We start from the raw sequence: 12640 nt of genomic DNA, 5'->3' as shown, positions 1-12640 counted from the left end.
CAAATCAAAACCTTTATAGATCAAGTAGCACTTTTTTCAAAATGCCCTGCAGTATAGTCCATTTCAGAAAGGAACTGACTGTTTTTCATCTCCCCATCAAAAACAAGTCCCTCATAGGCTTTAAGGATTTCTAAGGTCTCATCCCCGTTTTCTGTAGTAAAATCCAGGCGATAGGCTACGCCGTATTTACCTAAGGTCCTATCAATCTTGTCCATTTTCTTAAAAAGTGAAGTGGACGCACTGTTATAAATAACATTATTGCAATATCTGCAATCATAGACAACAGGCATAGTTCTGCCTGTTCTGTCAATAAGAGAGACTTTGCTATAATCAGTGATGCTTCCGCGAAGGCCGCTGCATTCTTTAAGCGTATTTCTTACGCAGTTTGCAGAGATCATCATAGGTACCTTTCCATATATCTGATATGCAAAAAGGCTTTCATCTTTAATACTACCTAAAGCATTTACAAAGTCACAGTTTTTAAGTATATCTTCCTGCTCATGCAGATTAAGCTCAAGAGGAAGATTAAATTCCATTTCGTTAAAGGCAAGTGTCTCATACATCGAAAGTGCATGATGATTCCATACATAAAGTCCGTAATCGGCAACTATCCTGCCCTTATATCCAATGCTTAAAATATAAGAAAGCTGTTCAAGGTTTCTTACAAGAACTCCCTTTGCGATGCCTTTATTAATATACTCAATAGCCTTATCTATATCTTCATAATAAGATATACTCTGTTCTGCTCTGCACACATATGGAAGCGCTATGAAAATATCGCTCTCACCATGCTCAGGGATGTCTTCTCCAAGAAGGATTATCCTGCTATCAACATATATTCTGGAAATACAGCTATTAGCTAAAGCTCTTTCACATACCTTCTTTAGCTGATCTGCATTAAGGACGCTTACATACATCTTCTTTGAAAAATCAGGGTCAGAAGGTAAAAATCCTTTATGATCATCTTCATTTTCTGATTGAGGCTCATCAATATGCTGTATATATCCTCTCTTTTCAAGGATTGCTTCTTCAAGCAGGCTTATAGCATCTCTTCTTAGCTCATTAAGCTGCTTTACCGGAATAAAGATGTTATCGCCTTGTATATTTAAATTAAATTCTTCGATATAGAAATCGGAATCTCCGAATTTACGAAGCTGCTTTTCGCAATCAGCTTCAGACATAGGTCTTTTCTGTGCAAGCTGAACTTCGCTGCCTACAGCTGTAACACTTACCTTTTCGCCAAAAATAGTTGTACTTAGTGTTAGAGATGCTTTTTCTTTTGCGCAAAGGCTACACACAAGATTTACAGGCATCTTTAGCTTCTTATCAAGATACTTTTCTCTTATATTAGCTGTAACATTATCATCAGAGCCGTTATAAGCGGGATTACCAAGTGTGACCATCTCTTTTCCGTTGTGCCTATAGTAATATCCTTCTCCGATTTCAGATCGCAGATACAGATGCGAAAGGATAGCCTTATCTTCCTTAGAAGATGTGATCTTAATACCTGTATCACGATCAGGCTCTGCAAAGCCCTTTTTTGAAAGCTCGTCATAGTATTTATCTATAAGTTTTCTGTATACAGAAGTTACTCCCGCAGCATATTCAGGCTTTTTCATGCGCCCTTCAATTTTAAACGAATCAATACCAGCTTCAATAAGCTCGGAAATTCTGTCGACAAGGCACATATCCTTAAGACTTAAGGGATAGCATTCATCACAGCTTGCACTCTTGTACGGAAGTCTGCAGGGCTGAGCGCATTTTCCTCTGTTTCCGCTTCGGCCGCCGACCATACTTGAAAAAAGACATGCTCCGGAATATGAATAGCACATAGCTCCGTGTACAAATGCCTCTATTTCAATGCCGCTGCCCTTTTCAAGGCAATAATCATGAATTTTCCTTATTTCACTAAGAGATAATTCTCTTGCGGGAACAACTCTGGATGCACCATTGTCCATAAGAAGCCTTGCGCTCTCAGGACCTGTAACAGTCATCTGGGTGCTTGCATGAAGCTCAACCCAGGGAAACTCCTCATGTATTATCTTAAAAATGCCAAGGTCCTGAACTATCGCAGCATCGAGTCCCGCATAGGCATAAGGCGCAAAAAATTCTCTAAAGGAAAAAACCTCTTTTTCTTTTAAAAGAGTATTAACCGTCAGATATATCTTTTTGCCATGAATATGAGCATATCTTATTGCAGATATCAGCTCTTCCTGTGTGAAATTGTCAGCAAATGCTCTGGCTCCAAAGCCCTGACCTCCAAGATAAACCGCATCTGCTCCTGCATAAAAAGCCCCGAGCATTGTTTCATAATTACCTGCAGGGGCAAGTAGTTCAACCTTTTGCATAAAACTCCTGTATAAACGTACAAGCTTAAAAAGCCGCCATAAGGCAGCTTTTTAAATAAAATTTATTTCTTTAATGTTTTAAGTTCTGTTTCCATCTGGATTATTTTTCTTGAGTCCTCTGTGATGTCGGACTGAAGATTTTTCACATTTTTCTCTGTATTTTCCAGCTTTATCTGAGTTGCGATAAGCTCATGCTTGATATCATAGAGTTCTTTTTCCTTATCGCTGAGCTGTCCTTCCAGAAGTTCAACCTGTTTCTTAGCTTTAAAATAGTCATCTGCTATATTAAGCTGAAGCAGAACATTCTGTGTATCAACAGGCTGTCTCTTAAAGCCATCCATCTTATTGTAATCTGCTATTTTATTGTTAATATATAGAGCTACCTTCTGGAGATATTCCTCACTTTCGTAACCGCTGAGTGTAAAGACTTTACCACCGATGATTACCTCTGTATCTGTCTTTGAAGCCATAATTCCCCTCCCTTTTTTCAAACCATCCTACTCGAATCTCTAATATTTTACATAACTTGCAATGGTTATATTGAATTATATACTTTAGGGAATAAAGTTTTCAATAGTATTGCTTGTTATTTAATTAATCAAATTATACCACAACATCATGTATCCTGGCTAGTGTAAAGCCCAAGATGTTCGTACGCAAGATCGGTTACTACTCTTCCTCTGGGTGTCCTGTTTATGAGGCCGTTTTTTAACAGATATGGCTCATATACATCCTCGATCGTGCCGGCATCTTCGCCTATTGATGCAGCCAGAGTATCAAGACCTGCGGGGCCTCCCGCGAACTTCTCAATAAGAGTAAGAAGCAAAGTCCTGTCGTTGTGATCAAGCCCGAGTTTGTCTACATCCATAAGGTCAAGTGCTGTTTTTGCAACTTCCTCAGTGATAACACCGTCATACCTAACCTGCGCATAATCTCTTACTCTTTTAAGGATCCTGTTTGCAATACGTGGCGTTCCGCGGCTTCGTCTCGCCATTTCTTCAGCGCCTTTTTCCCTTGTTTCAACGCCTAGAACCTTTGCGGACTGCATTATTATCTGCATAAGCTCTTCTATCTCATAAAATTCCATTCTAAAGAGCATTCCGAACCTATCCCTTAAGGGAGCTGAGAGCATACCGGCTCTTGTTGTTGCACCAATTAGCGTAAACCTCGGAAGGTCTAGTCTTATAGACCTGGCTGTTGGTCCCTTTCCTATCATGATGTCTATCTTAAAATCTTCCATTGCAGGATAAAGAACTTCCTCTACCTGCCTGTTAAGTCTGTGTATCTCATCGATAAAAAGGACGTCGCCCTCTTTTAAATTATTAAGTATAGCAGCGATCTCGCCCGGTTTTTCAATTGCAGGTCCGCTTGTAACCTTGCAGTTTACGCCCATCTCCTGCGCTATTATCTCGGCAAGGGTCGTCTTTCCAAGTCCGGGAGGTCCGTAGAGAAGGATATGATCAAGACTTTGATTTCTCTTTTTAGCGGCCTCGATTGAGATAAGAAGATTCTCTTTTATCTTCTTTTGACCGATGTAATCCTTTAATCTCTTTGGTCGTAGCGATCCTTCAATTCTTAAATCCTCTTCTGTAAATGAAGCATCTGTCGTTCTTCTGGATTCACTTGCAGAAGTTTTAATACTTCTTTTTTCCATAAAAATCCCCATTACGAAAATATTATTTAATGAAAGATGAAAATATCTCTTTCGTGTTGTATCAGAACAGTTCTTTTAAAGCCATCTTAAGAATAGCTTCAGTATCATCTAGCGATACTTCTTTTGAAGATAATACCTTTCGTACTGCTTTAGAAGCCTCTGATGCGGAATATCCAAGAGCAACAAGTGCTTCGAGTGCTTCACTCTGTGCGCCCTCTTTTTCTGATGATCCGGAAAGGCCATCGCCGCCAAAATCTGCGCCTGTTATATCCTCTGCAGAAATCTTATCATGCAGCTCAAGAACCAGTCTTTCTGCTGTTTTCTTGCCAACTCCCGGTGCTTTACTTATTGATTTGGAATCTCCTGCCAGAATTGCAAATCTCAGATCGTCAGGCGTCATAACCGACAAAATCGCCTGTCCAACCTTAGGACCGATGCCGCTTACACTGATAAGCATCTTAAAGAAATCAAGCTCATCCCTTGATAAGAATCCGTAAAGGCTCATTGCATCTTCCCTTACACTAAGATATGTATAAAGCTTTACTATCTCACCTATACCCGGAAGCCTGTCCGCAGTATACCCTGAAATATTAACGTTATATCCGACACCCTGAACATCGATGACGCAGCTCTGCCCATCTGTCATATCCAGAATTCCGTTTACAAATGCTATCATAAAAATCTCCCGGTCAAACTTTTTTCAAGATGAATTTTCATTCTCTCAGCGATAAAGCCGTTTACATAACCTGTAATTGCACCCGCAATAAGAAGCGGCGGCAGATAAAACAAAATGCCGCTTGTCTTTACAATAAAGCAAGCCACAAAAAGCTGCCCGATATTATGGGCAATCCCGCCTATGACACTAACTCCTCCCATGTCAAAAAAATTCATCTTTTTAAATAATACCATAAAAATGAAGCTGAAAAGAGCCCCGAAAACAGAAAAAAGAATTCCAAAAAGGCTTCCAAAAAGGAAGCCTGTAAGTACAATTCTAAGAATATTTATAAGTATGCCCTCTCTGCTTCCGTATACATATAAGATGAAAACAATTGCCATATTGGGAAGTCCGAGCTTCATCCCGGGGACTCCATAAAAAAACGGAAATAATGATTCCACATATGACAGTATCATCGCATAAGCAAGCGACAGAGAAAGAATTGTAAGTTTTTTGGTTGTTATCCTGTTTTCCATGAAAACAATTATATCACATCATGCGCTCTCAAGATCCTCAATCTGAGCTGTGTAGAGTTTGTAATAGTCACCCTTTTTGGCCATAAGCTCTTCGTGAGATCCGCACTCTGTTATTCCGCCGTCTGATATATACATTATCTTATCGCACCCTGTAATGGTTGAGAGTCTGTGGGCGATAATAAAGCTTGTTCTTCCTTCAAGCATCGCATTAAGTCCCTTTTGAAGAGCTTTTTCAGTCTGCACATCAATACTTGACGTAGCTTCATCAAGAACAAGTATTGCAGGATCTGACAAAAGCGTTCTTGCAAAAGATATAAGCTGCTTCTGCCCCTGTGAAAGAAGTGCGCCTCTCTCCTTAACCTCAGTATCATAGCCTTTTGATAGTTTTCTTATAAATTCATCGGCACATACGGTTTTGCTTGCTCTGTAAACCTCTTTTTCAGTTGCATCAAGTTTGCCGTATTTAATATTATCCTCAATTGTTCCTGAGAATATAAAGCTGTCCTGAAGCATTATACCCATCTGGCTTCTTAGTGATTTAAGCGATACTTTCGAAATATCCTGCCCGTCAATAAGTATCTGTCCCTTGTCAACGTCATAAAACCTTGAAATAAGACTCACAATTGTACTCTTCCCTGCACCTGTAGGTCCTACAAGAGCGATACTTTCACCCGGCTCAACAGTAAATGATACATCGTGGAGGATTTCTTCTCCGGGCTCGTATGAAAAAGATACATTTTTGAATTCAACCTTTCCTGTAACCTTTTTCATCTCAATGCATCCGGGCTTATCATCGATCGTTACGGGTTCATCAATCGTTTCAAAGATACGCTCAAGGTAAGCAATATTATTTATAAAGTTATTAAATATATTTCCAAGGTTCATAATAGGCTGCCAGAATCTTGACGCATAGTTGGAAATCGCGATGATAGTTCCAAGAGTCTGATGTCCGTTTGTAAACATTACTATTCCGGCTGTATACAGCGCTGCTGTTACGAAAACAGAAATAGTATCGATGCCCGGCCAAACAAGTGTGGAATAATAAATAGCCCTCATCCATGTCTTTCTGCAATCATTTGAAAGATCCTTGAAAATGGCTGCATTCTCATCTTCTCTTGCAAAAATCTGAGTGATTCTTGCACCTACGATATTTTCCTGCAGATAAGCATTCAGGTTAGAGTTTTTGTTCGAAACCATCTGCCATGCTATTCTCTGCTTGTTCTTTATCCAGAACATGAAAAACATGAGAATTGGAACTCCCGCAAGGACAACAAGGCTTAGCTTAACGTCCACATAGAGCATGAAAATAACAATAAAGATCAGATTCAAAAACTCAAGTATAAGATTTATAAGTCCGTTACTTAACATATCAGAAACGGAATTTACATAGTTTACAACTCTTACAAGAATCTTGCCGTGCGGTCTGTCATCATAATACTGGAATGATAGCTTCTGAAGATGCTCATACAGATCACTCCTTATCTGATAAATAATATCCTGACTGACATTGACCATGATATAAGATCTGATAGTTGCAAACAAAATGCTTATAAGATAAACAGCTCCCATTAAAATAGCAAGCTTAAAGAGCATTATCCTATCTGAATTGGGAATTGCCTCGTCCAATGCCTTCTGAAAAATAATAGGGCTTATAAGCGCTGTAATACCGCCAATAGCTGAAAGCACAAGGGCAATTATCATTTTGCCTGCATGTTTTTTAATATATCCCGAAGCACGAAGTAGGTGCTTTATGTCAAAAGGCTCTTCTAAGACTTCATCCTGTTTATACGTATTTCTTGCCATAATTTAACTCCCCTGTCATGCACCCATCTGAAGCTTAACAAGCTCTGCGTAATAGCCGCCTTTTTTGATAAGCTCCTCGTGAGTTCCTCTCTCAGTAATCTCGCCGTCCTGCATTATAAGAATCTGGTCAGCATCTTTTGTAGTTGATATTCTCTGTGCAATGATGATCTTGGTGCAATTAAAATCAAGGTTTCTAAGGCTTTCCTGTATAGCCTTCTCTGTCTCAAGATCCACAGCAGATGTCGTATCATCAAGTATCAGTATCGAAGGCTTTACAGCAAGCGCTCTTGCAAGAGATATTCTCTGCTTTTGTCCGCCGGACAAGCCAACACCTCTTTCACCTACTATGGTTTCATAGCCTTCAGGCATTTTTGCAATAAAATCCGATGCCTGAGAATACTTTGCAAATTTAACGACTTCATCCCTTGTTATATGCTGATCTCCATAGGCAATATTTCCATCGATAGTATCTGAGTAAAGAAGCACGTCCTGCGTTGCAAGACCTATGTTCTTCCTAAGCTGATGAAGCTTTATCTTTGATACATCAACGCCGTCTATAAGTATCTGGCCATCAGTTGGCTCATAGAATCTGGGTATCAGGTGAATAAGAGATGTTTTTCCGCATCCTGTTTCGCCCATTATGGCTATAGTCTGACCGGGCTTTGCTGTAAAGGAAATATCCTTAACAACAGGAAGCTTACCATCAGAGTATTTGAAAAAAACATTCTTAAATTCTATTTCGCCCTCAAATCTCTCGGGCATATCGACAGCATCAGGGCTATCCACGATTTCAGGCTCTGAATAATAGATTTCCATAACCTTTACAGAGCATGCTGAAAATCTCTGGAATTCGTTCATGATATTTCCAAGCTGTCTCATAGGATTGGCAATAGCCCATGTAAGACCTGAAAATGCTACAAATTCACCCATAGTCATCTGGCCACCTATAAGGAACAGGCCGCCGACTACAAGGAGTAATAGAGGCAGCAGGTTTGCAACGCTCTCAACTATCGGGAAGAATCTGATCCAGGTAAATGCCGTTTTCTTATTGGTATCCCTGTAATCTGTGTTGCACTTATCAAATCTTTCTATCTCGTAGTCTTCCCTGGCAAAGGCTTTAACTACCTTGTTTCCGGATATGTTTTCCTGAGCCATGGTATTCATGCCTGCAAGCTTTTCACGAAGAAGAGCATGCATAGGTGCAACCTGATTTTTGAAGATGATGATAACGCCAAAAATAAAAGGAGCAACTGCAAGAAGTGTGAGTGCCATCTTCCAGTTCATGAAAAAGAAATATATACTTGTTGCGGTTATAAGAGAAAGCGCTTCTACTACCATTCTCACAACCCATGCAACCATATGGCGCACCGCATCGAGGTCACCCGTAACTCTCGTCATCAGGTCACCTGTTCTGTATGAAGCATAAAACTTCATATCCTGTCTTTGAATTTTGTCATAGAGATAATTTCTGATCCTGAAGAGGACTCCCTGAGATACTTTTTCATATCCCACGCAGTCAAAATAAACTATAAGGCATCTTATGACCGTAAATATGATCATAGCTGCTATTAGTTTATAGAACTCATCCGAATGGTTTAAAAAATTTGTTTTTCCTTCTTCCCCTGAAAGGAATCTGTCAACGATTCGAGAAGCAAAGTAGGGAACAGTAAGCTGCATAACGTTATATACAACCGTTCCAATGACTACTGTTAAATACAGCAGTCTGTACCCTTCCATGTTGTCCCAGAGCCATTGCAGTCTTGTTCTTGGGAATTTCCAAGCTCCGTAACTTTTTTTCATAATACACCCCATTTTTTTAATGTTAGTGACCTGCAATGAAGTTCTACCCACAAAAACTGCATTGCAAAAAAGGAAAAAAAACACGTTTGTTTATTATGTTTACAAGAAACTTATTAAACAAACGTGAATTACTTTAGTCACTTCTTTAAGATATTATAGCTATTTTGAAATTAAGTCTATACCTTTATTCGATTTTCCTAAAATTATAATAATTACCCTGTGAGGAAGACAAATTACAGACTCCCCGGCGCTGTCAATCATACCCTGTTCGATGCACAAACAATCGGGACAATCCGCACTTTCAACGAAGGCCTTGCCGTCTTTTATAACAACGTCATTGTATCCTCCGTTATAGCCCTCAATCCTTACTTTCCTGTCTTCTGAAAGGGGAAATGACTCTATATCTTTACCGTCTACGGATATTACCACCATCTCTCCTTTTTCTCCAAATGCCTGATTAAAGCCATAGATCAAAAATGAAATGATGATAATAGCACATAGCAGTAAGATGGAATTTTTTCTTTTTCGTGATATGTCACTCATATATTATTTGATTACGTGAACCCATCCTTCAGGAGCCTTGATCTCGCCCATCTGGATACCTGTAAGAGTATCATAGAGCTTCTTGATAACAGGTCCCATCTCTTCCATTCCGGACTCGAAGCAGATTTCGTTGCCGTGGTCATTGATCTTGCCAACAGGAGAAATAACAGCAGCTGTTCCGCAAAGTCCCATTTCCTTAAAGTTTTTAACTTCATCAAGACGTACAGGTCTTTCGTCAACCTTAAGTCCAAGATAGTCTTTTGCAACCTGAACGATAGATCTTCTTGTGATAGAAGGAAGGATTGAATCAGTATATGACTTGGGAACAACAAGGTTGCCGTCAGCATCTACAAAGATTATGTTAGCTCCGCCTGTCTCCTCGATATATGTTCTTGAAGCTGCATCAAGATATACATTCTCTGCAAAACCTTCATCATGAGCTGTAACAATAGCATGAAGGCTCATTGCATAGTTAAGTCCGGCCTTGATGTTACCTGTTCCGTGCGGTGCTGCTCTGTCAAAATCACTTATTTTTACAACGATAGGCTTTGCGCCACCCTTGAAGTAAGGTCCTACAGGTGTAACGAAAATTCTGAACTGATATTCATCAGCAGGCTTAACTCCGATTACATTGCCTGTAGCGAACATAAGAGGTCTGATATATAAAGTTGCACCACTTCCGAAAGGCGGAACCCAGTCCTCGTTTGCCTTAACTACTTCTTCTACAGCCTTGATAAATCTCTCTTCAGGGAATGGAGGCATCTCCAGTCTCTTTGCAGAGTCAACCATACGGCTTGCATTTAGGTCAGGACGGAAGCATACGATATGTCCGTCTTCTGTCTCATAAGCCTTAAGGCCTTCAAATACTTCCTGTGCATAATGAAGGACACCGGCATCTTCACTAAGAACTACTTTTGAATCCGTAGTAAGCTCACCATCATCCCATTTTCCATCCTTATAGTTGGAAACATAGCGAAGATCCGCTACGTGATAGTTAAATCCAATGCTTGACCAGTCCAAATTCTTTTTACTCATTTTAAAATACTCCTTTCTACTCTTCCTTTTTCTCCTCCGGTTCTATTTCATCAGACTCTTTTCCATCAAGTGGTAATTGAGTCTGCATAGCCGCATTTTTAAGATACTTTTTGCTCTTTTTATAGAACTTGAATATTCTTCTCCAGCTGGATGCTTCATTATGAACATAATATTTGGAATTATCAGCATCTTCTATGTTAACGATACCCTCCTCATCATCGATATAAGCTGCATCAATGTAGGTCGAAGTATCTCTGGGAAGCTTTTTCTCACGCAGTTTTTTCTTTGTGATATATCCAAAAAATGTATAAATACATGCAAATACAGGAACACCGATAATCCATCCGATAGGTCCCCATATTCCGCCAAATAGCATGATCGCAAATATAACCCAGAAGCTCGAAAGCCCTGTAGAGTTGCCCAAAATAAGAGGTCCTATTATATTGCCGTCAACATTCTGCAGTATGACAATGAAAACCAAAAATACCAAAGCTTTTATCGGATTGATCATTATAAGCAGGATAATGCCGAATGCAGCACCGATATAAGGTCCAAAAAACGGTATCAGATTGGTAATCCCGACCGCAAAAGATAAAAGCACAGGGTACGGTATTTTAAGAAATGACGTAACAACAAAACATATAAGTCCTATTATCAGTGAATCTACAATTTTGCCGTTAACAAATCCTGTAAAGGTATAATGTGCATATCTGAATGCACCGATAAGCTCATTGGCAACTTCTTTCCTAAAATAGGCATAGCATATCTTTTTGCCCTGCCCCATGAAGGTTTCCTTGGAGTTAAGGACATAGACAGCAACAACAACACCCACAACAAAGTAAAAGAACACCTTGATCGCACTGACCATACTCTTCGAAATGATAGTAATGGCTGACGAAACATTTGGCAAAAACTTTTGTTTTACAAATTCCATTAATGTTGCGGAATAGCTCTGTATCAGATTATCAATTGCTCTTCTTACTGAAGGATTATCATTTAGATATGTATCTGTCCACTTCTGGAGATTAGCTACATATAAAGGAAAATGAAACACAATCTCTCTGATACTCTTAACAAGTTGAGGGACAAGGATCATGATCATTCCATAAAGCAAAAGAAAAAACAAAGCCATTGTAATAAGCACGCCAAGTTTCCTTGCTTTCTTTTTTTCTTTCCAATATCCCTGCTTGCTTAGGTCGATTCCCCTTAATCTGTAAATCGGATATAGAATCCTCTTCTCAATATTATTAAGTATAGGGGACAAAATATATCCAATAACGCACCCATAAATTATCGGCGTCAATATATGAAGAAAGCTCTTGATGCCGTTTGTGATCTTATAGCCTCTGAACAAAACATAGTAGATAAGCATGACCACAAGGCTGCAGATTATAACAGACAGCATAATGCTGAGCTGCTTTTTACCAGGTTTCCATTTCATAAAACGCCCCCAAAAAAGTTTTTTCTTACCCCAAAAAATAATTAAAGCTGTTCAAGCTTGTATACAAGAGAATCCATAAAATCAGGAATATATTCCTCAATCTTACCTTCATCACATTTCTTTGAAAATTCCGGATCAAGCGGGATCTTTGCAAGTACATCTATTCCTCTTGATGCCGCATAGGAGTCAATCTTGCCTTCTCCGAATACATATATGGGCTTCCCACAGTGAGGACATGTCATATAGCTCATATTCTCAACAATTCCGATAACAGGAATATCCATCATCTTAGCCATATTTATTGCTTTTTCAACGATCATTGAAACAAGCTCCTGAGGAGTGGCAACAACTATTATTCCGTCCACGGGAAGTGACTGGAATACTGTAAGCGGAACATCACCTGTTCCCGGAGGCATATCAACAAACATATAATCAACATCGCCCCAGCTTGTCTCTCCCCAAAACTGTTTAACGACACCTGCGATAACAGGACCTCTCCAGATTACCGGGTCTGTATCATTTTCCATAAGAAGGTTGATAGAAACTGCTTTTATACCGTTATCTGTTTCTGCAGGGATCATGTTTCCGTTTTCATCTGCATATCTGATCGGCTTTACACCGAACATCTTGGGAATTGAAGGTCCTGTAATATCGGCATCAAGAACGCCTACCTTGTATCCCTTTCTGTTCATAGCGCAGGCAGAAAGGCCTGTTACAAGACTTTTACCAACACCGCCTTTACCACTTACAACGCCAATAACTTTCTTAACGCTGCTTCCTTCTGCAAGCTTAACCCTGAAGCTCTCCATACTTTCTTTTTTGAAA

At 39.6% G+C, this 12640-nt stretch carries 11 protein-coding genes; all 11 read right to left on the bottom strand.

Annotated features, from left to right (window positions below; translation table 11 throughout):
* Positions 1-20 precede the first annotated feature (20 nt).
* Positions 21-2348, bottom strand: coding sequence for a peptidase U32 family protein (locus T543_RS04130; RefSeq protein ID WP_035766024.1), 2328 nt, complete (start codon positions 2346-2348; stop codon positions 21-23).
* 62 nt (positions 2349-2410) lie between these two features.
* Positions 2411-2818 carry a cell division protein ZapA gene (zapA, locus tag T543_RS04125; RefSeq protein ID WP_197023927.1) on the bottom strand — a complete coding sequence of 136 codons (408 nt, stop codon included), beginning with the start codon at positions 2816-2818 and terminating at the stop codon, positions 2411-2413.
* A gap of 146 nt (positions 2819-2964) precedes the next feature.
* Entirely contained in the window at positions 2965-4002 is a 1038-nt protein-coding gene (gene ruvB, locus T543_RS04120) for a Holliday junction branch migration DNA helicase RuvB (protein WP_081829931.1), read from the bottom strand.
* 61 nt (positions 4003-4063) lie between these two features.
* Positions 4064-4678 (bottom strand): Holliday junction branch migration protein RuvA, encoded by a 615-nt coding sequence (ruvA, locus tag T543_RS04115; protein ID WP_035766022.1) that lies wholly within the window; start codon positions 4676-4678, stop codon positions 4064-4066.
* Positions 4675-5193, bottom strand: coding sequence for a Gx transporter family protein (locus T543_RS04110; RefSeq protein ID WP_035766021.1), 519 nt, complete (start codon positions 5191-5193; stop codon positions 4675-4677). Before T543_RS04110 ends, ruvA begins: the two co-directional genes overlap by 4 nt.
* Positions 5194-5211: 18 nt before the next feature.
* Positions 5212-6996, bottom strand: coding sequence for an ABC transporter ATP-binding protein (locus tag T543_RS04105; RefSeq protein ID WP_035766020.1), 1785 nt, complete (start codon positions 6994-6996; stop codon positions 5212-5214).
* A gap of 15 nt (positions 6997-7011) precedes the next feature.
* A complete protein-coding gene (locus tag T543_RS04100) occupies positions 7012-8796 on the bottom strand; it encodes an ABC transporter ATP-binding protein (protein ID WP_051638524.1) in 1785 nt (594 codons plus the stop codon).
* Positions 8797-8955: 159 nt separating this feature from the next.
* A complete protein-coding gene (locus T543_RS04095; RefSeq protein WP_035766019.1) occupies positions 8956-9339 on the bottom strand; it encodes a NusG domain II-containing protein in 384 nt (127 codons plus the stop codon).
* Positions 9340-9342: 3 nt separating this feature from the next.
* The gene (locus T543_RS04090) at positions 9343-10374 is read right to left on the bottom strand and encodes a branched-chain amino acid aminotransferase (protein WP_035766018.1); all 1032 of its coding nucleotides are present in this window, start codon (positions 10372-10374) and stop codon (positions 9343-9345) included.
* Positions 10375-10390: 16 nt separating this feature from the next.
* Positions 10391-11815: an AI-2E family transporter gene (locus tag T543_RS04085; protein WP_051638523.1), complete on the bottom strand. Its 1425-nt coding sequence runs from the start codon at positions 11813-11815 to the stop codon at positions 10391-10393.
* A 41-nt stretch (positions 11816-11856) separates the two neighbouring features.
* Complete coding sequence (locus T543_RS04080) at positions 11857-12624, bottom strand: P-loop NTPase (protein WP_242839477.1); 768 nt, start codon at positions 12622-12624, stop codon at positions 11857-11859.
* Between the last annotated feature and the right edge of the window lie 16 nt (positions 12625-12640).

This window comes from Butyrivibrio sp. NC2002, assembly GCF_000702265.1.
Taxonomy (GTDB): domain Bacteria; phylum Bacillota; class Clostridia; order Lachnospirales; family Lachnospiraceae; genus Butyrivibrio.
Note: the sequence above shows the minus strand (reverse complement) of the source record. Positions and strands in the feature narration are given on the sequence as shown.

What these genes read in the sequence shown, in the direction of transcription:
- T543_RS04130 (WP_035766024.1), bottom strand. Translation starts at nt 2,348, where the DNA reads ATGCAAAAGGTTGAACTACTTGCCCCTGCAGGTAATTATGAAACAATG.
- zapA (WP_197023927.1), bottom strand. Translation starts at nt 2,818, where the DNA reads ATGGCTTCAAAGACAGATACAGAGGTAATCATCGGTGGTAAAGTCTTT.
- ruvB (WP_081829931.1), bottom strand. Translation starts at nt 4,002, where the DNA reads ATGGAAAAAAGAAGTATTAAAACTTCTGCAAGTGAATCCAGAAGAACG.
- ruvA (WP_035766022.1), bottom strand. Translation starts at nt 4,678, where the DNA reads ATGATAGCATTTGTAAACGGAATTCTGGATATGACAGATGGGCAGAGC.
- T543_RS04110 (WP_035766021.1), bottom strand. Translation starts at nt 5,193, where the DNA reads ATGGAAAACAGGATAACAACCAAAAAACTTACAATTCTTTCTCTGTCG.
- T543_RS04105 (WP_035766020.1), bottom strand. Translation starts at nt 6,996, where the DNA reads ATGGCAAGAAATACGTATAAACAGGATGAAGTCTTAGAAGAGCCTTTT.
- T543_RS04100 (WP_051638524.1), bottom strand. Translation starts at nt 8,796, where the DNA reads ATGAAAAAAAGTTACGGAGCTTGGAAATTCCCAAGAACAAGACTGCAA.
- T543_RS04095 (WP_035766019.1), bottom strand. Translation starts at nt 9,339, where the DNA reads ATGAGTGACATATCACGAAAAAGAAAAAATTCCATCTTACTGCTATGT.
- T543_RS04090 (WP_035766018.1), bottom strand. Translation starts at nt 10,374, where the DNA reads ATGAGTAAAAAGAATTTGGACTGGTCAAGCATTGGATTTAACTATCAC.
- T543_RS04085 (WP_051638523.1), bottom strand. Translation starts at nt 11,815, where the DNA reads ATGAAATGGAAACCTGGTAAAAAGCAGCTCAGCATTATGCTGTCTGTT.
- T543_RS04080 (WP_242839477.1), bottom strand. Translation starts at nt 12,624, where the DNA reads ATGGAGAGCTTCAGGGTTAAGCTTGCAGAAGGAAGCAGCGTTAAGAAA.